The following is a 23594-nucleotide window of genomic DNA, read 5'->3' on the forward strand; positions in this document are numbered from 1 at the left end:
GAAAATGACGGATTCTATCTGTAATATTAGAGGGTGCTAAACAATTTAAGAATAATACCATACTTAGTTTTCCGCATGTATAATGAAACAGTTCTATATGATATGTGGGAATAAGAACCAATTTTACATATGATATAGAAGGAAAAGAAGGGGAAGCTAAAGTTATAGACTGATTAGGAGGTTTCGCAATTTGCGACGTACATTATATCGACTTATGATCGAACTTACAAATGGTCGTTTTACTTCTTATATATTACGTAAATTTGCACAATCTCGTTTGAGCTCTATCATTATTCCATCGTATGCGAAAGTTTTTCAAATTAACCAAGATGAGATGGAAAAGGGTTTGAAGGAATATAGAACATTGCATGAATTATTTACGCGTAAGCTAAAAGAAGGAAAGCGTAGTGTTGATACAGATGCATCGAGTATCGTTAGTCCTGTTGATGGTGTTTTTGCTGATCACGGTCCTATTGAGGACACAAAAACATTTGATATTAAAGGTAAGCGTTATTCAATCGTGGATATGCTAGGTAATGAAGAACGTGCAAAGCGATATGCAGGTGGTACATACATGGTTATTTATTTAAGCCCAAGTCATTATCATCGTATTCATAGTCCGCTTTCTGGTTCTGTGACTGAAAGGTTTGTACTTGGTAGAAAGTCATATCCGGTAAATGCAGCTGGTATGGAATATGGGAAAGAGCCATTGTCAAAAAATTATCGCTCTGTTACAGAAGTAAATAGTGACGGTGAACATATGGCACTTGTAAAAGTAGGAGCTATGTTTGTTAATAGTATTGAGCTGTTGCATGAAAGAGACACTGTTCAAAAAGGTGAAGAAATGGCATACTTTACATTTGGCTCAACAGTTGTGTTATTGTTTGAAAAAGATATGATAGAAGTAGTGCAGGAATTGAAGAGTGGACAAGAGCTTCGTCTTGGTGAAAAAATTGCTACTCGTTCGGCTCATAAGTAAAGAAAACATTTTATAACTGTAAGCAAGAGTTATGGACAAAGATGCTTAATGACGAAATTCCCTAGATGGGAGTACTTGTTTATTCGAGAGCCATCGCAGGATGGCTCTTTTTACAAGTTAGCTCATTAAAATTTCACTTTATATGTAATCAAGACGATTTGACAAGCTTGTCCTCTAATGAGCGTCTAATCATTTCTTGTTTTATAAGTAAAATGAAGTCGGGATTTAATTTTAGTTCTTTTGCTTTATAATAAGACTCAGTGAGTAACTCAGTAGACAACTGTTCCATATATTTTGTTTTCAAGGTGAGTCACCTCCTAATAATTTAAGGATTGATTCGTTGTTGCATTTAATGTACCAAAAAAATATGACAGTCACAAACGAGTGGTTATCCACATACCTAGGTGGATAAAATGTGTATAGATTGTTAGTAAATTCCAAATTAGCTGAAAAATTAATGTGGAAAATGTGTACAATTTTATCCACAGGTCATATATCGAAATATGTTGTCGAAAAATTTTTATGAAAACTCCTCAAAGAGGTGAAAGAAATTGAAGCTATTTTTACCAAATGAATATGTGAAAAATGTATATCATGTTCAACCAGAAGATTTGAAAAAACGTGGAATTAAAGGTGTCATTACTGATTTAGATAACACGTTAATTGAATGGGATCGTCCAAATGCAACGCCACAACTTGAAGAATGGTTTTTGAAAATGAAAGAGCAAGGTATTCAAGTAACGGTCGTTTCAAATAATAATGAGCAACGTGTGAAAGACTTTGCTGATCCATTAGGTATTCCATTTATTCATAGTGCGCGTAAACCATTTGTTCGCGCGTTTAAGCGTGCGATACAAGAGATGCACCTGCAACCAGATGAAGTTGTAGTAATTGGAGATCAGTTACTAACGGATGTTTTAGGTGGAAACCGAGTGGGACTTCATACAATTTTAGTTGTACCGGTAGCACAAACCGACGGATTAGTAACGCGCTTTAATCGGAAAATTGAACGAAAAATTATGAGAAATATGAAGAAAAAAGGTTTAATTAACTGGGAGGAATAAAGTTTGACTGAAACAATTAAATGTATTGGTTGCGGTGTAGAAATTCAAACAGAAGATAAAAACGAAGTGGGATATGCTCCTACCTCATCTTTAGAGAAAGAACAAGTAATTTGTCAACGCTGTTTTCGCTTGAAACATTATAACGAAATTCAAGATGTATCATTAACAGATGATGACTTCCTACGCATTTTAAATGGAATTGGAAAATCGGATGCGTTAGTAGTTAAAATTGTAGATATTTTTGATTTTAATGGTAGCTGGTTACCTGGCCTACATCGTTTCGTGGGAAATAATAAAGTATTACTTGTTGGAAATAAAGCTGATTTAATTCCTAAGTCAGTAAAACATGATAAAGTAAAGCATTGGATGCGCTATAGTGCAAAGCAGCTAGGATTAAAGCCAGAAGATGTCTTTTTAATTAGTGCAGCAAAGGGACAAGGGATTGCTGAGTTGGCAGATGCTATTGAGTATTACCGCGGCGGAAAAGATGTTTACGTTGTTGGATGTACGAATGTAGGAAAATCAACATTTATTAATCGTATGATTAAAGAATTTAGTGATGAGACTGAAAATGTAATTACAACATCTCATTTCCCAGGAACAACACTTGATTTAATTGATATTCCGTTAGACGAAGAATCTTCTTTATATGATACGCCAGGTATTATTAACCACCATCAAATGGCTCATTATGTTGGAAAAGAAAGCTTAAAGCTTATTACACCAACAAAAGAAATTAAGCCAATGGTGTTCCAATTAAATGAAGAACAAACATTATTCTTCAGTGGATTGGCACGTTTTGATTATGTAAGTGGTGGTCGTCGTGCATTTACTTGTCACTTCTCGAATCGTTTAACAATCCATCGTACAAAGCTTGAGAAAGCAGATGAATTGTATAAAAATCATGCTGGGGATTTACTAAGCCCGCCAACACCAGAAGAATTAGAAAATATGCCAGAGTTAGTGAAATACGAATTTAATATTCGTGAACCAAAAACGGATGTTGTATTCTCTGGATTAGGATGGGTTACGGTAAACGAACCGGGAGCAAAAATTGTTGCACACGTACCAAAAGGAGTAAGTGTTTCGCTACGTAAATCTTTAATTTAATATGGAGAGGGATTTATGAAACAATTATATGGTGTAATCGGAAATCCAATTGGACATTCATTATCGCCTGTTATGCATAACGATGCATTTGAACACTTGAATATGGATGCCCATTATCATGCATTTCTTGTTAAAGAGGAAGTGCTAGGGGAAGCAGTAAGAGGTTTAAAAGCATTAGGTATTTCAGGATTTAATGTAACCACTCCGCACAAAGTTGCTATTATGGATTATTTGGATGAGATTGACCCGCTAGCAAAACAAATTGGTGCAGTAAATACAGTGGTTCATAAGGATGGGAAATTGATTGGCTACAATACAGATGGAATTGGTTTTGTCCGAGCGCTGCAGTCAATTAGTAGTGAACCACTTCAGGAGAAACGTATTTTATTGCTTGGCGCAGGTGGTGCTAGTCGAGCTATTTATTTTTCTCTTGCTGATGTAGGTGTGAAAGAGATTGATGTAGCTAATCGTACAGTAGATAAGGCGAAAGAACTTATTGCTGCATGTACAGCTACTGTTAATTCTGTTGCTTTATCGCTAGAAAAAGCAACAGAAGAACAAGGGAATTATGATATTATCATTCAGACGACAACAATAGGTATGCATCCACGCGTCGAATATACGCCATTACAAATTTCTTCGTTAAAAAAAGGGACGATTGTATCAGATATAATTTATAATCCATTTGAAACGAAAATTTTATATGAGGCAAAAGAGCAAGGTGCAATGATTCAAAATGGTATTGATATGTTTGTTTATCAAGGTGCACTTGCATTTGAAATGTGGACAGGGCGTGTACCGAATATCGATAGAATGAAACAATTAGTTATAAGAAAGCTTGGAGGCTAACATATATGTTAACAGGAAAACAAAAAAGATTTTTACGTGCACAAGCACATCATTTAACACCAATTTTTCAAGTAGGAAAAGGCGGAGTAAATGAAAATATGATTAAACAAATCGCAGATACTTTAGAAGTTCGTGAACTATTTAAAGTAAGTGTGCTACAAAACTGTGAATTCGATCGTCGTGAAGTTGCAGAAGAACTTGCAAAAGGCGCACGTGCTGAAATCGTTCAAGTAATTGGAAGTACAATCGTTTTATACAAAGAATCTAGAGAAAATAAACAAATTAAACTTCCTCGATCAAAAGACTAGCATATGCTATTTTTTATCGTTAGTGCGTAATGATGTAGAGAGCGAAACCAATTGAACTTTTATTAACAGTGAACTCTCTTCGGATAGGAATGAAGAGAGTTACTGTAGGTAAAAGGAAGGGGCGTTTCTTTTGAGAAAAATTGGCATCATTGGCGGTACATTTGATCCGCCACATTATGGGCATTTGCTAATTGCAAATGAAGTATATCATGCTTTGAATTTAGAAGAAGTATGGTTCTTACCGAACCAAATTCCACCGCATAAACAAGGACGGAATATTACAAGTGTAGAAAATCGCTTACAAATGTTAGAGCTTGCGACTGAGGCGGAGGAACATTTTTCTATTTGTTTAGAAGAGCTAAGCAGGAAGGGCCCATCTTATACGTATGACACTATGTTACAATTGACGAAGAAGTATCCGGATGTGCAGTTTCACTTTATTATTGGTGGAGATATGGTTGAGTATTTACCGAAGTGGTATAACATTGAAGCGTTACTCGATCTTGTGACGTTTGTTGGGGTTGCAAGACCTGGTTATACATTGCGTACGCCTTATCCTATCACCACTGTGGAAATTCCGGAGTTTGCAGTTTCTTCATCTTTATTGCGTGAGAGATATAAAGAGAAGCGAACATGTAAATATTTACTTCCTGAAAAAGTACAGGTGTATATCGAGAGGAATGGGTTGTATGAATCGTGAGAAAGCACTTCATATTGTCAAACAACAAATGCATGAAAAACGTTATATACACACAATAGGTGTAATGGAGACAGCAATTGAACTTGCTAAGTTATACGGTGTGGATGAAAAAAAGGCTGAAGTTGCAGCTATATTCCATGATTATGCGAAGTGTAGAGCGATTTCTGAGATGGAAGAGATTATTAAAAGTGAAGATTTGCCGAAAGATTTACTTTGTTATAACAAAGAGTTATGGCATGCGCCTGTTGGGGCATACTTAGTAGAAAAAGAAGTAGGCATTACGGATCATGAAATCCTGCAAGCTATTACATATCATACAAGTGGTCATGAGAAAATGACGATGTTAGATAAAGTAATTTATGTAGCTGATTACATTGAGCCTGGGCGAAAGTTTCCAGGGGTGGAGGAAGCTCGTAAACTCGCATATACGGATATAAATCAAGCTTTATTATTTGCGTTAAAGCGAACAATTCAATTTTTAATGGAAAAAAATCAAACGATTTATCCATTAACATTCCAAACATACAACGCAGTTATCAAGGAGGAAATTAGTAAATGAAAGATAAAGAGTTATTAGTATTAGCAGCAAAAGCAGCTGATGATAAGAGAGCAGAAGATATGGTTGTCCTAAATATGCAAGGTATTTCACCAATTGCAGATTATTTCATTATTTGTCACGGTAACTCAGATAAGCAAGTGCAAGCAATTGCGCGTGAAATTAAATCAAAAGCACATGAGTTCCAAATCGACGTACAACGTATGGAAGGTTTTGACGAAGCACGCTGGGTACTAGTTGACCTTGGAGATGTAGTTGCTCATGTATTCCATAAAGATGAGCGTAATCACTATAATTTAGAGCGTCTTTGGGGCGATGTGCCACGTGAGGATATTACAGACGAGCTAGACCAATGAAATACGAACAATTTGCATTGTTGTACGACGAACTAATGAATGATGTTCCTTATGATAAATGGGTGGAATTCACAGAGGAAAGTTTACAGCAAGCGGATATGAAAGAGGCGAAAATTCTTGATGTAGCATGCGGTACTGGTAATGTAACACTTCCGCTTGTACAAAAGGGTTACGATTTAATCGGTGTCGATCTTTCAGAAGAGATGTTAACGGTCGCTCAGCAAAAACTAGGCGGAGAAGGATACTTTATTCCTTTTTACCAACAAGACATGCGAGAGCTTGATGTTCCAGGTGAGTTTGACTGTGTAACGATCTTTTGTGATTCATTAAATTATGTATTGCAAGAAGATGGAGTGCAAGAAACATTTCGAAGAGTGTTTCACCATTTACGTCAAGATGGTTTGTTTTTATTTGATGTACATTCTTTATATAAAATACATCATGTATTTCAAAATGAAACATACACAGTGAATGGAGAAGAAATATCTCTTATTTGGAATTGCTTCCCTGGTGAAGAATCAAATAGTGTAGAACATGATTTAACATTCTTTGTTCAAGACCCAGAAGAAGATGTGTACCATCGTTTTGACGAATGTCACGTGCAACGTGCATATCAGGTTGAAGAGTTAACGAAATGGCTTGAAGAAGCTGGTTTTACCGTGCTTCGCGTCACTGGTGACTTTGAGCGACTTGAAGTTACAGAACAAACAGAGCGTATTTTCTTCATGGCGAAGAAAAACGCATAAAACAAAAGCAACCGAGAAGGTTGCTTTTGTTTTATAAAGAAGTTGTAATTTTAGTTCTAGCATAATAGGAAGATGATATACGTGAAGTGTGAAAATGCTAGTTTAAGTGAAAATGTAATGTAAAAAAGTAAGTATTTATAAAAAGGATTTGGAATGACGATGACGTATTTATTATGTGTGTTTATTGAATTGTTGATCGACGCATTTTAAATCTTCATCAAATTTCTCATGTGTTCGCTCAATTAATTTATGAAACATATCCCCAACATGTTCTTCTAAAACACGAATGCCTTCTCCTGTAACGCCGCCTTTAACACATACTTTTTCTTGTAAAGTAGGCAATGTGAAAATCTCTTTTTCAAGTAGTTTCCCCATTCCAACGACCATTTCACTTACTAAAGTAGTGGCTTCTTCATGTGTAATATTTGTTTTATCTACAGCAGCGTTAATGAAACATTGTAATAAATAACTAAAGAATGCAGGGCCGCAGCTTGCTATATCAGATGAAACGCGCGTTATATCTTCTTCTATCATAAGGGGAGTAGAAATGTTTTTGAATAGGCGAAATAGCTTTTGTTGCCACTCTTCAGAGCATTTACTTCCAAATGTAAATAGTGATGCACCAGACAGGGCGCGGTTTGTAATGCTTGGAATGATACGTGCAACGTGGCAAGGTACAAGTGTCTCTAATTGTGACGGAGATATTGGACTTGTGATAGAAACTAAGCACTTTTCATCAGAAAAATGTTCAGCGTATTTTTGTAGGATCGGGTATATATCTATCGGCTTTACACAAATAAAAATAAGATGTGATCGTTCGATTACCTCATCGATAGTTTTGGCTATATGAACAGAAGGGTATTTTTCCTTTATATGATATGCTTTGGCGGGCGTTCGATTAATGATTGTAAGGCACGAAGGTTTGACAGCACGGGTTTCTAAAAATGCGTCGATTAGTATATTCCCCATGTTCCCTGTCCCTATAATTCCTATGTTCAATGTTTCATCCCTCCTTCGTAACAGCTTTCTCCTAAACAATATGAATGATGTTATAAATTTATGATTAGAGGTGTAAAATGATGTGGGATTTTCCAAAGAAATGGTTAGGGTTAGTAGCTATTATTGGAACTGTACTTTTTCTTCTTTTTTGGAAAACGAACCAGCATACAGAGCGAACGGTCGTTGCAACGGATGTGCAAGCGAAAGAGATAGAGAAAAAAAGTAAACCGAAAATATCGGATACAAAGCAGCAGAAAAAAATAATTGTAATTGATATGAAAGGGGCTGTTGTTAAAGAAGGGGTGTATGAAATGAAAGAAGGGGACCGGGTCAAGGATGCTATTGAAAAGGCAGGTGGTTTTTTACCCGAGGCAGATAGGAAGAAGGTGAATTTAGCACAAATGGTACAAGACCAAATGATCCTTTATGTACCGAATGAAAACGAACAAGTGCAAGAGGTAGCTGCTATTTCAAAGGGGGAGGGGAAAGTTCAAATAAATGCGGCTTCTAAAGAACAACTTGAAAAAATTACAGGCATTGGTTCTCGGAAAGCAGAAAGTATTCTGAAATATCGAGAAGAACATGGTCCTTTTCAGAAAATAGAAGATTTGTTAGAGATTGATGGGATTGGTGTGAAGTCATTGGAAAAAATAAAAGATCAAATTATTATTCCGTAAAAGATTGACGAAGTTTTTCTTCATTCGCTACACTACAAGTAGACAAAAAAGTAGGTGAAAAATATGGAACGAATTTCATGGGATCAATATTTTATGACGCAAAGCCATCTGCTATCTTTACGTAGTACATGTACAAGGCTTGCAGTAGGAGCGACAATCGTTCGTGATAAACGAATTATTGCTGGTGGATATAATGGTTCAATTAAAGGTGGCGTACATTGTATAGATGATGGATGCTACGTTATTGATAATCATTGTGTTCGTACAATTCACGCAGAAATGAATGCTTTATTACAGTGTGCAAAATTCGGTGTGAAAACGGAGGAAGCGGAAATTTATGTTACGCATTTCCCTTGTTTACAATGCTGTAAGGCGATTATTCAAAGTGGTATTACAGCAGTTTATTATGCGCAGGATTATAAAAATCATCCATATGCCGTAGAGTTATTTGAAAAAGCGAATGTAACAGTGAAACACGTTCCGCTAGAATATAATATTGCAGCATTAGAGGATCAAAAGCGTCATATGGAGTTAAAAGAACTATTTGCATCTTTAGAAAAAGAAAACTTATCAATGGAAGAATTACAGCATGTATTCACGAAAGCAAAAATGATGCTATAAGGAGTGAGTATGAGTTGTATGGACAATGGGGCTATGTTGCAATCTCGTTTATCATAGGGATTGCAATTGCCTTTTCCACTTCAGTTTTATTGCTGACTTGTTGTCTCGTTTTGTATGTTTTCTATTGTTTATACCGTACTTCGCGTAAAACCTTCTTTTTTTGTATGTTAGCGTGTTTTAGTGGCGCTATGTACACTACGTATATTCAAGGGAAAAACAAGCCTCTAGGAGGACCTTACGAAGTTACAAGGGGATTAATACAAAATACACCTCTTATTAACGGGGATCGCCTAACATTTCAAGTTGAAGATCAGAATAAAAATATAGTGCAGTTAAGTTACAAAATTAAATCGGCCTTGGAAAAGAAACAACTGCGACAATTACATGCAGGAGTATCATGTGTATTCGAAGGTGAGAGGAAAGAACCACCAATAGCTCGGAATTTTCATGGTTTTAATTATCGTGATTATTTGTATAAGCAAAATATTCATTTCATATTGGAGGCTACATATATTTCTGAATGCCAAAAAACATCGTTGTCACTCGTGCAATGGATTCTTCTTTTGAGACAGCAAGCAATCTTGGGCGTTACAGAAATGTTTCCAGCGCAATCAGGTGCTTTTATGAATGCATTAGTATTCGGTGATAGACAACAAATGACATTTGAAGTTGAAGAGCAATATCAGCAATTTGGTCTTGTACATTTGTTGGCGATTTCAGGATCGCATATCGTATTGTTAATGGTGATTGTGTATTTTATTTTGCTAAGAAGTGGTGTAACGAGGGAGGTAGCGACAGTATGTCTTATCTTTTGTATTCCTCTATATATGATTTTAGCAGGAGCATCACCGTCTGTTATAAGAGCTTCTATAACAGGAGTTTTGATGTTGATTGCTTTCATATGTTCTATTCGTTTATCTAGCTTAGATGCTTTAAGCGTTACAGCTATATGCATGCTTATATTTGATCCGTATCTTGTTTTTAATATTGGCTTTCAGTTTTCGTTCGTTGGTAGTTTCGCCTTGCTTTTGTCAGCCCCGCTTTTACTAGATAGTAGTAATGGAGTAATCCGAAATTCCATTTATATTTCTTTTATTTCACAACTCGTTAGTACTCCGATTTTGTTATATCACTTCGGTTATTTTTCTCCATATAGTATTTTTCTTAATATCCTATACGTTCCGTTTTTATCTCTTATTGTATTGCCGGGTAGTATTATCGTTTTGGTATGTATACCGATCGTCCCGTTTCTTGCAAAAGGACTTGCGAATGTACTATCAATAGGTTTGAATCTTTCTAATGATTTTCTAAGTTATTGTGAAAATTTACCGTTTATCCGCCTTGTTTTCGGGCAAACATCTATACTTCTTGTAGCTCTATATTACGCGAGTATTGTTAGTATATTGATGGTTTGGGAAAGGCGGGTGTCGAAGAAAATTATGTTCGTAGCTTCGGGTATATTTCTTTTTGTTTGTACATGTCATTATGTATATCCGTATTTTCGAGAAAGTGGGAGTGTTACATTTCTTGATGTTGGACAGGGAGACGCAATTTTAATTCGCCTCCCGTACGATAAAGGGATTTACCTCATTGATACCGGTGGCACAATGCGTGCAAATAAGGAAGAATGGCAACGGAAAAAGCATGAATTTTCTGTTGGAAATGATATTTTAATCCCTTATTTACAAAAGGAAGGGATTAAAACAATTGATAAATTAATTGTAACGCATGGAGATGCGGATCATATAGGTGCTGCGCAAGAGTTATTATCAAATATAACCGTAAAAGAAGTTGTATTTGGCCGAAAAGAACAAGATGCGGTATTAGAAAAATTATTAAAGAAACAGGCATTAGAAAAGGCAGTGAAAATAAGTGAAGTGGGGGAAGGAGAGAGTTGGAGCGTAAATGAAGCAGAATTTTTTGTGTTAGCTCCAACAGGAAAAGCAAGAAGTGAAAATAATGCTTCAATTGTAATATGGGCAAAATTAGGAGGGGCAACGTGGCTGTTTACAGGTGATTTAGAAGAAGAAGGAGAGAAATTTTTAATAGCTACGTATCCAGATTTACGGGCGGATGTTTTAAAGGTTGCTCATCATGGGAGTAATACGTCATCTATAGTGCCTTTTTTGAGCGCTGTACAGCCTGATGTAGCGATTATTTCTGTCGGTGAGCGTAATAGGTATGGGCATCCTCATAAGGAAGTGATAGAGCGTTTGGAGAAGATGGGGATTGAAATATGGCGTACGGATAAGCAAGGCGCTATTTCCTATGTGTTTAAAGTGGAACACGGAACCTTTCGTAGCAAAATCACATATGATGAAACACATGATAGATAAAAAAGAAGACTGCCAGTAAGCAGCAGTCTTTAAGAACCGATAAATTTAATAACAGTTGCAATGATGAAAAGTGTTGCGAAAAAACCAAATGAGACGATAAATCCTACCCCTGAATCAATAGCGTCATTGCGTTTACTTTGAACGTTCTGTTCAAAATCATTCATTTAGAATCCCTCCCCAACATTCCACTTTAGTATAAAATATTGTCAGAAAAAAATCTACAATTTCCATATGAAGAGAAATCGAGCGTTTTTACTACTTTAGATCATTAAGGAACGCGAGTTTTTTGTTTCCAAGCATGTTAACAGTTGGCACTTATACTCGAATTTTTATTGCGAATAATAAAGGGAAGGTGATTACCGCACACCAATAAGAAACCCGGGGCTTATTGCGTGGCGTTTAATATAAATAAAGGAACGGGTCATAAAGCCTGTTCCTTTGTACTTGTAAAACGAAAGCTAGGGCATTAGTATAAATATATATTGCCAAGTTAGGGAGTAGGAAAAAGTATGAGTGATATACATAAAAAGATTAAAAAGAAGCAGTTTGCTCCAGTGTATTTACTGTATGGAACGGAAGCGTTTTTGATAAATGAAACGATAAAGCTTATTACAACAGAAGCGCTTGAAGAGGAAGATCGCGAGTTTAATGTTGTGACATATGATTTAGAAGAAGCGTATTTAGAAGATGTGGTTGAGGATGCACGTACACTTCCTTTTTTCGGGGAACGTAAAGTGATATTAATAAAATCACCACTATTTTTAACTTCACAAAAAGAAAAATTAGAGCAAAATATAAAAATTTTAGAAGAATATATTGGGGAGCCTTCTCCATTTTCTATTCTTGTTTTTGTTGCGCCTTACGAAAAACTTGATGAACGAAAAAAAATTACAAAACTATTAAAGAAAACAGCGGATGTAGTAGAAGCGAATGCGATGCAAGTGCAGGATGTTCAGAAGTGGATTGTTGCTCGTGCAGATGAAGTACATGTGCATATAGATAATGCAGCTGTTAGTTTGTTGTTAGAGCTTGTGGGAAGTAATGTAACGATGTTGGCGAAGGAAATGGACAAGTTAACGTTATACGTCGGTATGGGCGGAGAGATTACACCGAAACTCGTTGGGGAGCTTGTGCCAAAATCGGTTGAACAAAATGTGTTTGCTTTGACAGAAAAAGTGGTAAAAAAAGATATTGCGGGTGCGATGCAAATTTTGGATGGATTATTTACGCAGCAAGAGGAACCAATTAAACTGCTTGCGTTATTAGTAAGTCAATTCCGCTTGCTCTATCAAGTGAAAGAGTTACAGCAACGTGGTTATGGACAAAATCAAATTGCGTCTCATATTGGTGTGCATCCATATCGTGTAAAGTTAGCGATGAATCAAACGAAGTTTTTCTCTTTTGAAGAATTAAAAAAAGTGATTATAGAATTAGCGGAAGCTGATTATAGTATGAAGACTGGAAAAATGGATAAGAAACTTGTACTTGAGTTTTTCTTAATGCGGTTAAATCATATGTGATGAAACAAAAAGTTCACGTGTTTAGCACGTGAACTTTTTGTATATAAAAAAACGATCCAAATGGATCGTTTTTTAAACGCCTTACGCGTTTACTTGTTTCGCTAAGCGAGATTTTTGACGAGCTGCAGCGTTTTGGTGGATAAGACCTTTACGAGCTGCTTTGTCAAGTTTTTTAGAAGCAGTTTTGAAAGCTTCTTTAGCATTTTCAAGATCGTTATTAGTAACTAAAGCTTCTACAGTTTTAACAGCAGAACGCATGTCAGACTTGATAGAAGCGTTATGTGAACGACGCTCTTCGCTAAGTTTAGCGCGTTTGATAGCAGATTTGATGTTTGCCATACTTTTCACCTCCCTGGTGCAATCGAATGACTCGATTCTTAACATAGAACAAGTGATATTCTATCAAACGGTGAAGAGAATTGCAATAGTATATCAATGAAATTTCACGTAAAGGAAAGAATGACCTTATATAACTTTGGGAAATCTAACGATATTTACTATGAATTACGGAGGAGATACGATGAGAGAACCATTAGATTTAAGTAAATATAGTGTTAGAACGGACCTTGCTGTCGAGGCACATGAAATGCTGCAAGAGAGTCAAGAAGAGCAAAAAGGGATACAAGGAGTTATTGTCAAAGAGAGGGAAGAAGAAGGTATTACCATTACAAAAGTAACGATTGATGAAATTGCCTCTGAATCGATGGGTAAAAAACCTGGGAGTTATTTAACGCTTGAAGTACAAGGCATACGTCAACAAGATACGGAACTGCAACAAAAAGTAGAGCGCATTTTTGCAAAAGAATTTTCTTATTTCTTAGAAGAGGTTGGCGTTACGAAAGAAGCGAGTTGTTTAATTGTTGGTCTTGGGAATTGGAATGTAACGCCAGATGCGCTTGGACCAATCGTTGTAGAAAATGTATTGGTAACGAGACATTTGTTTCAATTGCAGCCTGAAAGTGTAGAAGAAGGGTTTAGGCCTGTTAGTGCAATTCGGCCGGGGGTAATGGGAATTACAGGAATCGAAACGAGCGATGTCATTTATGGAATCATTGAGAAGACGAAGCCAGACTTTGTCATTGCAATTGATGCATTAGCTGCCCGCTCTATTGAACGAGTAAATAGTACGATACAAATTTCTGATACGGGAATTCATCCTGGATCGGGTGTTGGGAATAAGCGTAAGGAACTTAGTAAAGAAACATTGGGTATTCCTGTTATCGCGATTGGTGTTCCGACTGTGGTTGATGCAGTTTCGATTACAAGCGATACAATTGATTTTATTTTGAAACATTTTGGAAGGGAGATGAAAGAAGGAAACAAACCTTCCCGTTCTTTGTTGCCAGCCGGTTTTACATTTGGAGAAAAGAAAAAATTAACAGAAGAAGATATGCCGGATGAAAAGAGTCGGAATATGTTTTTAGGTGCTGTAGGTACACTGGAAGATGAAGAGAAGAGAAAATTAATTTATGAAGTGTTATCTCCTCTTGGTCATAATTTAATGGTGACTCCGAAAGAAGTGGATGCTTTCATAGAGGATATGGCGAATGTAATAGCGAGTGGTTTAAATGCAGCCTTGCATCATCAAATTGACCAAGATAATACAGGAGCATATACACATTGATGGGAAGAGACGATAATCGTTTAAGCCGTTTTTCGCTTTTATGTATATGTAGTGCGGCCTTATGTTTACTTATGATAATAGCAGGGATGGCACTTGCTAATCATGGTTTGAAAAGTATGAAAGGTTATCAGCAAATGTCGTATGAACAAATCGCTCATATGACAGGAACAGAGGGTGCGGGTGCTGAATCAGAAATTTTGGAGGGTTCATTTTCCGCTACTGAAAAACAAAAACAATTAGAAAGCTTAAAAAGCTTTAATGTTGTAGAAGGAATTGGTATGGCAATAGCAAGTGCTACTTATGAAGTAACAAAGTTCGGAACGGATATAGTTGTTGGGAAAGTAAGAGAGATTTTTAGTTAAGGGTAGCAGGAAGAACGGTTGTCTTACCATTTTGTACGACAGCCGTTTTTAAATTTGAAAAAAGTTTGTCTCTTATGGTTTGTTCGCATAAGATATAGATAGAATGATTTGTATTGTAAGCAGCACGAGTTTTCATTGAATCTTTGCTGCTCTATTGATATAATCAGTGCTAGTGTATATTGGCGAGACTATTAGGAGTTGAGAACATAGATGAACAAAGAAGAAAGAGCAAAAAGACAGTCCAAAATCCGTAATTTCTCTATCATTGCTCATATTGACCACGGAAAATCAACGTTAGCAGACCGTATTTTAGAGAAAACAAATGCGTTAACACAACGTGAAATGAAAGCTCAATTGCTTGACTCTATGGATTTAGAGCGTGAGCGCGGTATTACAATTAAATTAAATGCAGTACAACTAACGTATAAAGCGAAAGACGGTGAAGAGTATATCCTTCACTTAATCGATACTCCAGGACACGTCGACTTTACGTACGAAGTATCTCGTAGTTTAGCGGCTTGTGAAGGTGCGATTCTTGTTGTGGATGCAGCACAAGGGATTGAGGCGCAAACATTAGCGAACGTATATTTAGCGCTTGATAATAATTTAGAAATATTACCAGTTATTAATAAGATCGACTTACCAAGTGCGGACCCAGAACGTGTACGTCAAGAGGTAGAAGATGTAATTGGTTTAGATGCATCGGAAGCTGTACTTGCCTCAGCGAAAGCTGGTATTGGTATTGAAGATATTTTAGAACAAATTGTTGAAAAGGTACCAGCTCCAACAGGGGATTCAGAAGAGCCTTTACAATGTATGATTTTCGATTCTTTATATGACCCGTACCGCGGTGTAATTGCATATATCCGTGTTGTAAATGGAACGGTAAAAGTTGGCGATAAAGTACGTATGATGGCAACTGGAAAAGAATTTGAAGTAACAGAAGTAGGTGTGTTTACACCGAAAACAACGCAACGTGACGAGTTAACAGTAGGTGATGTAGGTTTCTTAGCAGCATCTATTAAAAACGTAGGTGATACACGCGTAGGTGATACAATCACACATGCAAAACGTCCGGCTGCAGAGGCGTTAGCAGGTTATCGTAAATTAAACCCGATGGTATTCTGTGGTTTATATCCAATCGATTCTGCACGTTACAACGACTTACGTGATGCGTTAGAAAAATTAGAGTTAAACGATTCTGCTCTTGAGTTTGAACCAGAAACATCTCAAGCGCTAGGATTTGGTTTCCGTTGTGGTTTCTTAGGACTTCTTCACATGGAAATCATTCAAGAACGTATTGAACGTGAATTTAAAATCGATTTAATTACAACAGCACCAAGTGTTATTTATAAAGTTTATTTAACGAACGGTGAAGATGTTATTGTTGATAATCCATCTAATATGCCGGATCCACAATCTATTGATCGTGTAGAAGAGCCGTTTGTGAAGGCTTCAATTATGGTTCCGAATGACTATGTTGGAGCTGTAATGGAAATTTGCCAAGGTAAACGTGGAACGTTTATTGATATGCAATATTTAGATGAAACACGTGTTACACTAACATACGAAATCCCGTTATCAGAAATCGTATATGACTTCTTCGATCAGTTGAAATCAAATACGAAAGGATATGCATCGTTTGACTACGAGTTAATTGGTTACAAACCATCGAAACTTGTGAAAATGGATATTCTTTTAAATAACGAACAAGTCGATGCTCTATCATTTATCGTACACCGTGATTCAGCGTATGATCGTGGTAAAGTAATCGTAGATAAATTAAAAGAATTAATTCCAAGACAACAGTTCGAAGTACCAATTCAGGCGACTATCGGAAACAAGGTTGTAGCACGTTCTACAATTAAGGCGATGCGTAAAAACGTACTTGCGAAATGTTACGGTGGTGACATTTCTCGTAAGCGTAAACTTCTTGATAAGCAAAAAGAAGGTAAAAAACGTATGAAGTCTGTTGGTTCTGTAGAAGTACCGCAAGAAGCATTCATGGCTGTACTGAAAATGGATGACAACTAATAATGGATTGTTATTTCATGCGGATTGAGATAAAAAAGAAGTCGTTTATACGGCTTCTTTTTTATGTATAATTACTTTTTAGACAACGTAGCTTCTCTCATTTACAATAGTGAGGTGGCTATATTTATGAATGATTGATATAGAGTTAGGAGACTATTAATGTCCGAAAATATTCGAAAAGATATTCACGAAAAAATACAAAATGGCAATTTTAATTGTGAAAAGGAATTGACGCTTTCTATTATTAGCGGGAAGTGGAAAGTTGTGATACTGTGGCATCTTGGTGTGGAAGGGCCTCATCGTTTTAGTGAATTACAACGATTATTCCCAAGCATTTCTCATAAAGTTTTGTCGAACCAATTAAAAGAGTTAATAGAAGATGGGATTGTTGACCGAACGGTATACCCAGAAATTCCTCCGCGAGTAGAGTATTATATGACGGAATTAGGCATGTCGCTTTTACCGATCGTTGAAATGATGTATGATTGGGGAAAAATGCGAATGGAACAAATTCGTAATACGTTAGAGAAGTGAAGATTCCTCCGGAGTGCGGAGGTTTTCTTTTTAGAAAGGTAGGAGTTATATTTGGTTCAAGCTGCATATATTCATATTCCATTTTGTCAGCATATTTGTCACTATTGTGATTTTAATAAAGTGTTTATTGAACGCCAACCGGTTGATCAATATTTAGAGTATTTAGAGAAAGAAATAATAAATACAGTTCAAAAAGTACCGTTTGATAGTATGAAAACGATTTTTGTTGGTGGAGGAACTCCGACAGCGTTAAATATGGAACAGACAAAAAAGTTACTAGATATTATAAACCGTCGCTTACGTCCGTTTGCCCCAAATTGTGAATTAACATTTGAAGCGAATCCAGGTGATTTACCAAAAGAGAAGTTAAATGTATTGCTAGAAGGTGGAGTGAACCGAATTAGTTTTGGTGTGCAAACATTTCGGGATGAGTTGCTTGAGAAAATTGGGCGTAAGCATACGAGGGAAGATGCATTTGTAGCAATTAGAGAAGCGCAGGAAGTGGGCTTTAAAAATATAAATGTAGATATTATTTATGCTCTGCCAGGGCAGACGATAGAAGATGTAAAAGAAACATTAGACATTGCTTTTACGCTTGGTGTACAACATTTCTCAGCATATTCATTAATTGTGGAACCGAAAACTGTGTTTTATAACTTAATGAATAAAGGGAAATTAAGACTTCCAGGTGAAGATCATGAAGCAAAAATGTATGAAATGGTAATGGATGAAATGGAGAAACACGGCTATAGCCAGTATGAAATTAGCAATTTCTCAAAAGGTGATAATGAAAGTAGACACAATCTCACATACTGGAATAATGAGGAGTATTATGGATTTGGAGCTGGAGCGCATAGTTATGTAAATGGAAAACGTATCCAAAATGTAGGGCCGCTCAAGCAATATTTCAATAAAATCGATGAAACTGGATTTCCGTATTTAGATGTTCACGCGGTGACGGAGAAAGAAAGAATGGAAGAAGAGTTGTTCTTAGGACTTCGAAAAACACAAGGTGTATCTAAAATATTGTTTCAAAAGAAATTTAATATGGAGATGAATCAAGTTTTCGCGAAGCAGTTGCAAAAAAATCAAGAACAAGGATTGCTTGAAGAGAAAGATGGATATGTTCGTTTAACGCGAAAAGGAAAATTATTAGGGAATGAAGTATTCCAATCATTTTTGATTGACTAATTAAATGTTCCATAAACGTGAAAAAGTTTCATTATTTCGTGACGTTTCCGTTGACAATTGAATGTCAATTTTGGTAAGTTATTAATAGATTTAGCACTCGAAGACAAAGAGTGCTAACAGAGGTGATGATGAGATGCTTACGGAACGTCAGCTCTTAATTTTACAAACAATTATTGATGACTTTATTGGATCAGCGCAACCTGTTGGGTCGAGGACGTTGGCTAAGAAAGATGAAATTACGTTTAGTTCAGCTACTATTCGAAATGAAATGGCTGATTTAGAGGAACTAGGATTTATTGAGAAAACGCATAGTTCTTCAGGACGTGTTCCTTCTGAAAAAGGATATCGTTTTTATGTAGACCATCTTTTAGCGCCGCAAAACTTACCGAACGATGAAATTGTACAAATTAAAGATTTATTTGCTGAAAGAATTTTTGAAGCGGAAAAGATTGCACAGCAATCGGCTCAAATTTTATCAGAGCTTACGAATTATACGGCCATTGTTCTTGGACCTAAGTTAAGCACAAATAAACTTAAAAACGTACAAATTGTACCGCTTGATCGTCAAACTGCAGTCGCTATTATTGTAACGGATACAGGGCATGTACAAAGCAAAACGATTACCGTTCCGGAATCTGTTGATTTATCAGATTTAGAAAAAATGGTTAATATTTTAAATGAAAAGCTGTCGGGTGTACCAATGGCAGAACTGCATAACAAAATCTTTAAAGAGATTGTTACAGTTTTACGTGGATATGTTCATAATTACGATAGTGCAATAAAAATGTTAGATGGTACATTTCAAGTTCCTTTATCGGAAAAGATATACTTTGGAGGCAAAGCAAATATGCTTTCGCAACCAGAGTTCCATGACATTCACAAAGTAAGATCCTTGCTGACGATGATTGATAATGAAGCCGAATTTTATGACATTTTGCGTCATAAACAAGTAGGTATTCAAGTGAACATTGGTAGGGAAAACTCTGCGACGGCCATGGAAGATTGTAGTTTAATTTCTGCAACATATTCGATTGGAGAAGAACAGCTTGGAACAATTGCTATTTTAGGTCCGACAAGAATGCAATACTCTCGGGTAATTAGTTTGTTACAGTTATTTACGAGGCAATTTACTGATGGACTTAAAAAGTAAATGAGAGTAATACATTCGCTCAAGTAATGAAATTTTCATTGCTGTGTGTAATATATAATGCTTAAGGAATTGTGTTCAGCATAATACCTAATACCTTTTAAGGAGGTGAATATTGTGGAAGAGCGTAACGAACAAGTGGTAGAAGAAGTAAAAGAAGCGCAAGTTGAAGAAGCTGTCACGACAGAAAACAGTGAAAAAACTGTAGAAGAAAAAAGTGAGGCTGCTCTTTTACAAGAAAAAGTAGATGAGTTACAAGCGAAGCTAACGGAAACGGAAGGTCGCACATTACGTCTACAAGCTGATTTTGAAAATTATAAGCGTCGTGTCCAAATGGATAAACAGGCTGCTGAAAAATATAGAGCACAAAGTCTAGTTTCAGATATTTTGCCAGCTCTTGATAATTTTGAAAGAGCGATGCAAGTGGAAGCAACTGATGAGCAAACGAAATCCTTGTTACAAGGTATGGAAATGGTGCATCGTCAATTGCTAGAAGCGCTGACTAAAGAAGGCGTTGAAGCGATTGAAGCTGTTGGTAAACAGTTTGATCCTAATGAACACCAAGCTATTATGCAAGTGGAAGATAGTGAATTTGAATCAAACGCGGTAGTTGAAGAATTCCAAAAAGGTTATAAACTAAAAGACCGTGTGATTCGCCCATCAATGGTAAAAGTAAATCAATAATTTACATAAAAGTAGGAGGATTCGCCATGAGTAAAATTATCGGTATTGACTTAGGTACAACAAACTCTTGTGTAGCTGTTATGGAAGGTGGAGAACCAAAGGTTATCCCAAATCCAGAAGGAAACCGTACAACACCTTCTGTTGTAGCTTTCAAAAATGAAGAGCGTCAAGTTGGGGAAGTTGCAAAGCGTCAAGCAATTACAAACCCAAATACAATCATGTCTGTTAAACGTCATATGGGTACAGACTACAAAGTAGAAGTTGAAGGTAAAGATTATACACCTCAAGAAATTTCTGCAATCATTTTACAAAACTTAAAAGCTTCTGCTGAAGCATACTTAGGTGAAACAGTAACGAAAGCTGTTATTACAGTACCTGCATACTTCAACGATGCAGAACGTCAAGCAACAAAAGATGCTGGTCGTATCGCTGGTTTAGAAGTTGAGCGTATCATTAACGAACCAACAGCAGCAGCGCTTGCTTACGGTTTAGAAAAACAAGATGAAGAGCAAAAAATCTTAGTATATGACTTAGGTGGCGGTACATTTGACGTATCTATCCTTGAGTTAGCAGATGGAACATTCGAAGTTATTTCAACTGCTGGTGACAACCGTCTTGGTGGAGATGACTTTGACCAAGTTATTATTGATCACTTAGTAGCTGAGTTCAAAAAAGAAAATAACATTGATTTAAGCCAAGATAAAATGGCACTTCAACGTTTGAAAGATGCAGCTGAAAAAGCGAAAAAAGATCTTTCTGGCGTAACACAAACACAAATTTCATTACCATTCATTAGTGCTGGAGCTGCTGGTCCATTACACTTAGAATTAACGTTAACAAGAGCGAAATTCGAAGAGATTTCAGCAGGTCTTGTTGAAAGAACGTTAGAGCCAACTCGTCGTGCATTAAAAGACGCTGGTTTTGCTCCAAGCGAATTAGATAAAGTTATCCTTGTTGGTGGATCTACTCGTATCCCAGCTGTACAAGAAGCTATTAAACGTGAAACTGGTAAAGAACCATATAAAGGTGTAAACCCTGATGAAGTTGTAGCATTAGGTGCTGCAGTTCAAGGTGGCGTACTTACTGGTGATGTAGAAGGCGTACTATTATTAGACGTAACTCCACTTTCTTTAGGTATTGAAACTATGGGTGGTGTGTTCACGAAATTAATCGAGCGTAACACTACAATTCCAACAAGTAAGTCACAAGTATTCTCAACAGCTGCTGATAACCAACCGGCAGTAGACATTCACGTATTACAAGGTGAGCGTCCAATGTCAGCTGACAACAAAACATTAGGTCGTTTCCAATTAACAGACCTTCCACCAGCACCACGTGGTATTCCACAAATCGAAGTAACATTCGATATTGATGCGAACGGTATCGTTAACGTACGTGCAAAAGACTTAGGAACAAGCAAAGAGCAAACTATTACAATCCAATCTTCTTCAGGTCTTTCTGATGAAGAAGTAGATCGTATGGTACAAGAAGCGGAAGCAAATGCTGACGCTGACCAAAAACGTAAGGAAGAAGTTGAACTTCGTAACGAAGCTGACCAACTTGTATTCCAAACGGATAAAGTTGTAAAAGATTTAGAAGGTAAAGTGGATGCGGCTGAAGTTGCAAAAGCAACAGAAGCGAAAGAAGCATTACAAGCTGCGATCGAGAAGAACGAGCTTGAGGAAATCCGTGCGAAAAAAGACGCTTTACAAGAAATCGTACAACAATTAACTGTTAAATTATACGAGCAAGCTCAAGCAGCTGCAGGGCAAGCAGAAGGTGCACAAGGAGCACAAGATGCTGGCGCGAAGAAAGACAATGTAGTAGACGCTGAGTTCGAAGAAGTAAAAGAAGATAAGTAATATAAATAAGTAAGATGACAAAAAGTCAAAGTCAAGCGTGCCTTGACTTTGGCTTTTTTCACGAATGAAAAGAAAAGTGTGAGGTTCTTAAGTTTTTTACTTTGCATACTGTAAGTGAGGAAACTTTGTTGCAAAGCACTTTCTTTCGGTGTTAAAATTACGTTTATGTGAAAGATTCGGGGGTTGTAAATTTATGAGTAAACGAGACTATTATGAGGTCCTTGGACTTAGCCAGGGTGCTTCAAAAGATGAAATAAAAAAAGCGTATCGTCGTTTGGCTAAAAAATACCATCCAGACGTAAGTAAAGAAGAAAATGCAATTGAAAAGTTTAAAGAAGTACAAGAAGCATACGAAGTATTAAGCGACGATCAAAAGCGCGCGCAATATGATCAATTTGGTCATGCTGGTGCAAATCAAGGTTTCGGTGGCTTTGGCGGCGGAGGAGACTTCGGCGGTGGCTTCGGTTTCGAAGATATCTTTAGTTCGTTCTTTGGCGGCGGTGGCGGTAGACGTCGTGATCCAAATGCTCCGCGTCAAGGTGCTGACTTACAATATCAAGTTACTTTAGAGTTTGAGGAAGCTATTTTTGGTAAAGAATTAAATGTTGAGATTCCAGTAGAAGATCCATGTGATACTTGTAAAGGTAGCGGAGCGAAACCAGGAACTTCAAAAGAAACATGTAAACATTGTTCAGGATCAGGGCAAGTAAGTGTAGAACAAAATACACCATTTGGTCGTATCGTAAACCGTCAAGCTTGTGGTCATTGTTCAGGAACTGGTCAAATGATTAAAGAAAAATGTACGACATGTCACGGTTCTGGTAAAGTACGTAAACGCAAAAAAATCAATGTTAAAATTCCAGCAGGTATTGATAATGGTCAACAAATTCGTGTATCTGGAAAAGGTGAAGCGGGCGTAAATGGCGGACCGGCAGGAGATTTATATGTTGTTGTTCATGTGAGAAATCATGAATTCTTTGAGCGTGAAGGAGATCACATTATTTGTGAAATGCCATTAACATTTGCGCAAATGGCACTTGGTGCTGAAGTGGAAGTTCCTACTGTTCATGGGAAAGTGAAGCTGAAAATTCCAGCAGGAACACAAACAGGAACAGAATTCCGCTTAAAAGGAAAAGGTGCTCCGAACGTACGTGGATACGGTCAAGGAGATCAATATGTAGTCGTTCGTGTTGTTGTACCGACGAAATTAACTTCACATCAAAAAGAGTTATTACGTGAATTTGCGGGACAAGAAGAGCAGGATGATAGTTTATTTGGAAAGCTTAAACGTGCTTTCAAAGGGGAATAATGGAAATAAAAAATGGAGTTGGTAAA

Annotated in this window: 26 protein-coding genes; 22 read left to right on the plus strand and 4 right to left on the minus strand. The window is 36.8% G+C overall.

Going from position 1 to position 23594, the window contains the following annotated elements; translation table 11 throughout:
• The first annotated feature begins 190 nt into the window (after positions 1-190).
• Positions 191-979, plus strand: a complete 789-nt coding sequence (locus tag ABH961_RS10730) for a phosphatidylserine decarboxylase (protein ID WP_001255007.1) — start codon at positions 191-193, stop codon at positions 977-979.
• 148 nt (positions 980-1127) lie between these two features.
• On the opposite strand, the gene sda is transcribed toward ABH961_RS10730, so the two are convergent.
• Positions 1128-1283, minus strand: coding sequence for a sporulation histidine kinase inhibitor Sda (gene sda / locus ABH961_RS10735; protein ID WP_000853283.1), 156 nt, complete (start codon positions 1281-1283; stop codon positions 1128-1130).
• Positions 1284-1530: 247 nt separating this feature from the next.
• Between sda and ABH961_RS10740 the strand changes: the two genes are divergently transcribed.
• The 8 genes from ABH961_RS10740 (at position 1531) to ABH961_RS10775 (ending at position 6668) form a co-directional block, all read left to right on the plus strand.
• Positions 1531-2043 (plus strand): YqeG family HAD IIIA-type phosphatase, encoded by a 513-nt coding sequence (locus ABH961_RS10740; protein WP_048541490.1) that lies wholly within the window; start codon positions 1531-1533, stop codon positions 2041-2043.
• A gap of 3 nt (positions 2044-2046) precedes the next feature.
• The gene (gene yqeH, locus ABH961_RS10745; RefSeq protein ID WP_048541493.1) at positions 2047-3153 is read left to right on the plus strand and encodes a ribosome biogenesis GTPase YqeH; all 1107 of its coding nucleotides are present in this window, start codon (positions 2047-2049) and stop codon (positions 3151-3153) included.
• 15 nt (positions 3154-3168) lie between these two features.
• A complete protein-coding gene (gene aroE, locus ABH961_RS10750; RefSeq protein WP_048541495.1) occupies positions 3169-4002 on the plus strand; it encodes a shikimate dehydrogenase in 834 nt (277 codons plus the stop codon).
• A gap of 5 nt (positions 4003-4007) precedes the next feature.
• Positions 4008-4310 (plus strand): ribosome assembly RNA-binding protein YhbY, encoded by a 303-nt coding sequence (gene yhbY / locus ABH961_RS10755; RefSeq protein WP_048541496.1) that lies wholly within the window; start codon positions 4008-4010, stop codon positions 4308-4310.
• Positions 4311-4440: 130 nt separating this feature from the next.
• Positions 4441-5010 (plus strand): nicotinate-nucleotide adenylyltransferase, encoded by a 570-nt coding sequence (gene nadD, locus ABH961_RS10760; protein WP_001226041.1) that lies wholly within the window; start codon positions 4441-4443, stop codon positions 5008-5010.
• On the plus strand, positions 5000-5569 hold the full coding sequence (yqeK, locus tag ABH961_RS10765) for a bis(5'-nucleosyl)-tetraphosphatase (symmetrical) YqeK (protein WP_048541499.1): 570 nt from the start codon (positions 5000-5002) through the stop codon (positions 5567-5569). Before nadD ends, yqeK begins: the two co-directional genes overlap by 11 nt.
• The gene (gene rsfS, locus ABH961_RS10770) at positions 5566-5922 is read left to right on the plus strand and encodes a ribosome silencing factor (RefSeq protein WP_000653210.1); all 357 of its coding nucleotides are present in this window, start codon (positions 5566-5568) and stop codon (positions 5920-5922) included. The genes yqeK and rsfS overlap by 4 nt, the downstream gene beginning before the upstream one ends.
• A complete protein-coding gene (locus ABH961_RS10775) occupies positions 5919-6668 on the plus strand; it encodes a class I SAM-dependent methyltransferase (RefSeq protein ID WP_000873068.1) in 750 nt (249 codons plus the stop codon). The genes rsfS and ABH961_RS10775 overlap by 4 nt, the downstream gene beginning before the upstream one ends.
• Positions 6669-6839: 171 nt before the next feature.
• On the opposite strand, the gene comER is transcribed toward ABH961_RS10775, so the two are convergent.
• Positions 6840-7667 carry a late competence protein ComER gene (comER, locus tag ABH961_RS10780; RefSeq protein ID WP_098076748.1) on the minus strand — a complete coding sequence of 276 codons (828 nt, stop codon included), beginning with the start codon at positions 7665-7667 and terminating at the stop codon, positions 6840-6842.
• Between the two features lie 77 nt (positions 7668-7744).
• Here comER and ABH961_RS10785 point away from each other — a divergent pair, with 77 nt between their 5' ends.
• From ABH961_RS10785 to ABH961_RS10795, 3 genes are all read left to right on the plus strand, one after another.
• Entirely contained in the window at positions 7745-8344 is a 600-nt protein-coding gene (locus ABH961_RS10785; RefSeq protein WP_098076746.1) for a helix-hairpin-helix domain-containing protein, read from the plus strand.
• Between the two features lie 63 nt (positions 8345-8407).
• Entirely contained in the window at positions 8408-8965 is a 558-nt protein-coding gene (locus ABH961_RS10790; RefSeq protein ID WP_000439786.1) for a ComE operon protein 2, read from the plus strand.
• Positions 8966-8979: 14 nt separating this feature from the next.
• Entirely contained in the window at positions 8980-11301 is a 2322-nt protein-coding gene (locus ABH961_RS10795; protein ID WP_098642269.1) for a DNA internalization-related competence protein ComEC/Rec2, read from the plus strand.
• 29 nt (positions 11302-11330) lie between these two features.
• On the opposite strand, the gene ABH961_RS10800 is transcribed toward ABH961_RS10795, so the two are convergent.
• Positions 11331-11465 carry a YqzM family protein gene (locus ABH961_RS10800; protein ID WP_000997609.1) on the minus strand — a complete coding sequence of 45 codons (135 nt, stop codon included), beginning with the start codon at positions 11463-11465 and terminating at the stop codon, positions 11331-11333.
• Between the two features lie 345 nt (positions 11466-11810).
• On the opposite strand from ABH961_RS10800, the gene holA reads away from it, so the two are divergent.
• Positions 11811-12821, plus strand: coding sequence for a DNA polymerase III subunit delta (holA, locus tag ABH961_RS10805; protein ID WP_353837415.1), 1011 nt, complete (start codon positions 11811-11813; stop codon positions 12819-12821).
• An 81-nt stretch (positions 12822-12902) separates the two neighbouring features.
• Here the strand turns inward: holA and rpsT are convergent, their stop codons facing one another.
• Entirely contained in the window at positions 12903-13160 is a 258-nt protein-coding gene (gene rpsT / locus ABH961_RS10810) for a 30S ribosomal protein S20 (protein ID WP_001274014.1), read from the minus strand.
• A 181-nt stretch (positions 13161-13341) separates the two neighbouring features.
• Here rpsT and gpr point away from each other — a divergent pair, with 181 nt between their 5' ends.
• The 9 genes from gpr to dnaJ all read left to right on the plus strand — a co-directional run bounded on the left by gpr (position 13342) and on the right by dnaJ (position 23568).
• Positions 13342-14445, plus strand: coding sequence for a GPR endopeptidase (gpr, locus tag ABH961_RS10815; RefSeq protein ID WP_048541507.1), 1104 nt, complete (start codon positions 13342-13344; stop codon positions 14443-14445).
• Positions 14445-14807: a YqxA family protein gene (locus tag ABH961_RS10820; RefSeq protein ID WP_404519529.1), complete on the plus strand. Its 363-nt coding sequence runs from the start codon at positions 14445-14447 to the stop codon at positions 14805-14807. The genes gpr and ABH961_RS10820 overlap by 1 nt, the downstream gene beginning before the upstream one ends.
• 210 nt (positions 14808-15017) lie before the next feature.
• The gene (lepA, locus tag ABH961_RS10825) at positions 15018-16841 is read left to right on the plus strand and encodes an elongation factor 4 (RefSeq protein WP_048541511.1); all 1824 of its coding nucleotides are present in this window, start codon (positions 15018-15020) and stop codon (positions 16839-16841) included.
• Positions 16842-17000: 159 nt separating this feature from the next.
• Positions 17001-17375 (plus strand): winged helix-turn-helix transcriptional regulator, encoded by a 375-nt coding sequence (locus ABH961_RS10830; RefSeq protein WP_404519391.1) that lies wholly within the window; start codon positions 17001-17003, stop codon positions 17373-17375.
• A 51-nt stretch (positions 17376-17426) separates the two neighbouring features.
• Positions 17427-18566 carry a radical SAM family heme chaperone HemW gene (hemW, locus tag ABH961_RS10835; RefSeq protein WP_098076741.1) on the plus strand — a complete coding sequence of 380 codons (1140 nt, stop codon included), beginning with the start codon at positions 17427-17429 and terminating at the stop codon, positions 18564-18566.
• Between the two features lie 133 nt (positions 18567-18699).
• Positions 18700-19716, plus strand: a complete 1017-nt coding sequence (gene hrcA / locus ABH961_RS10840; protein ID WP_000954947.1) for a heat-inducible transcriptional repressor HrcA — start codon at positions 18700-18702, stop codon at positions 19714-19716.
• Positions 19717-19830: 114 nt separating this feature from the next.
• The gene (grpE, locus tag ABH961_RS10845) at positions 19831-20397 is read left to right on the plus strand and encodes a nucleotide exchange factor GrpE (RefSeq protein ID WP_000392716.1); all 567 of its coding nucleotides are present in this window, start codon (positions 19831-19833) and stop codon (positions 20395-20397) included.
• Positions 20398-20423: 26 nt separating this feature from the next.
• Entirely contained in the window at positions 20424-22259 is a 1836-nt protein-coding gene (gene dnaK, locus ABH961_RS10850) for a chaperone protein DnaK (RefSeq protein WP_000034697.1), read from the plus strand.
• 193 nt (positions 22260-22452) lie between these two features.
• A complete protein-coding gene (dnaJ, locus tag ABH961_RS10855) occupies positions 22453-23568 on the plus strand; it encodes a chaperone protein DnaJ (RefSeq protein ID WP_000043954.1) in 1116 nt (371 codons plus the stop codon).
• The last annotated feature ends 26 nt before the right edge of the window (positions 23569-23594 follow it).

This window comes from Bacillus sp. RC251, assembly GCF_044908765.1.
Classification (GTDB): Bacteria; Bacillota; Bacilli; order Bacillales; family Bacillaceae_G; genus Bacillus_A; species Bacillus_A wiedmannii.

Excerpts from the sequence above, each read along its gene's own strand:
- ABH961_RS10830 (WP_404519391.1), top strand. The coding sequence starts at position 17,001 with ATGTCCGAAAATATTCGAAAAGATATTCACGAAAAAATACAAAATGGC.
- dnaJ (WP_000043954.1), top strand. The coding sequence starts at position 22,453 with ATGAGTAAACGAGACTATTATGAGGTCCTTGGACTTAGCCAGGGTGCT.
- hrcA (WP_000954947.1), top strand. The coding sequence starts at position 18,700 with ATGCTTACGGAACGTCAGCTCTTAATTTTACAAACAATTATTGATGAC.
- yhbY (WP_048541496.1), top strand. The coding sequence starts at position 4,008 with ATGTTAACAGGAAAACAAAAAAGATTTTTACGTGCACAAGCACATCAT.
- holA (WP_353837415.1), top strand. The coding sequence starts at position 11,811 with ATGAGTGATATACATAAAAAGATTAAAAAGAAGCAGTTTGCTCCAGTG.
- lepA (WP_048541511.1), top strand. The coding sequence starts at position 15,018 with ATGAACAAAGAAGAAAGAGCAAAAAGACAGTCCAAAATCCGTAATTTC.
- ABH961_RS10775 (WP_000873068.1), top strand. The coding sequence starts at position 5,919 with ATGAAATACGAACAATTTGCATTGTTGTACGACGAACTAATGAATGAT.
- rsfS (WP_000653210.1), top strand. The coding sequence starts at position 5,566 with ATGAAAGATAAAGAGTTATTAGTATTAGCAGCAAAAGCAGCTGATGAT.
- yqeK (WP_048541499.1), top strand. The coding sequence starts at position 5,000 with ATGAATCGTGAGAAAGCACTTCATATTGTCAAACAACAAATGCATGAA.
- aroE (WP_048541495.1), top strand. The coding sequence starts at position 3,169 with ATGAAACAATTATATGGTGTAATCGGAAATCCAATTGGACATTCATTA.
- ABH961_RS10790 (WP_000439786.1), top strand. The coding sequence starts at position 8,408 with ATGGAACGAATTTCATGGGATCAATATTTTATGACGCAAAGCCATCTG.
- gpr (WP_048541507.1), top strand. The coding sequence starts at position 13,342 with ATGAGAGAACCATTAGATTTAAGTAAATATAGTGTTAGAACGGACCTT.
- rpsT (WP_001274014.1), bottom strand. The coding sequence starts at position 13,160 with ATGGCAAACATCAAATCTGCTATCAAACGCGCTAAACTTAGCGAAGAG.
- dnaK (WP_000034697.1), top strand. The coding sequence starts at position 20,424 with ATGAGTAAAATTATCGGTATTGACTTAGGTACAACAAACTCTTGTGTA.
- ABH961_RS10800 (WP_000997609.1), bottom strand. The coding sequence starts at position 11,465 with ATGAATGATTTTGAACAGAACGTTCAAAGTAAACGCAATGACGCTATT.
- ABH961_RS10820 (WP_404519529.1), top strand. The coding sequence starts at position 14,445 with ATGGGAAGAGACGATAATCGTTTAAGCCGTTTTTCGCTTTTATGTATA.
- ABH961_RS10785 (WP_098076746.1), top strand. The coding sequence starts at position 7,745 with ATGATGTGGGATTTTCCAAAGAAATGGTTAGGGTTAGTAGCTATTATT.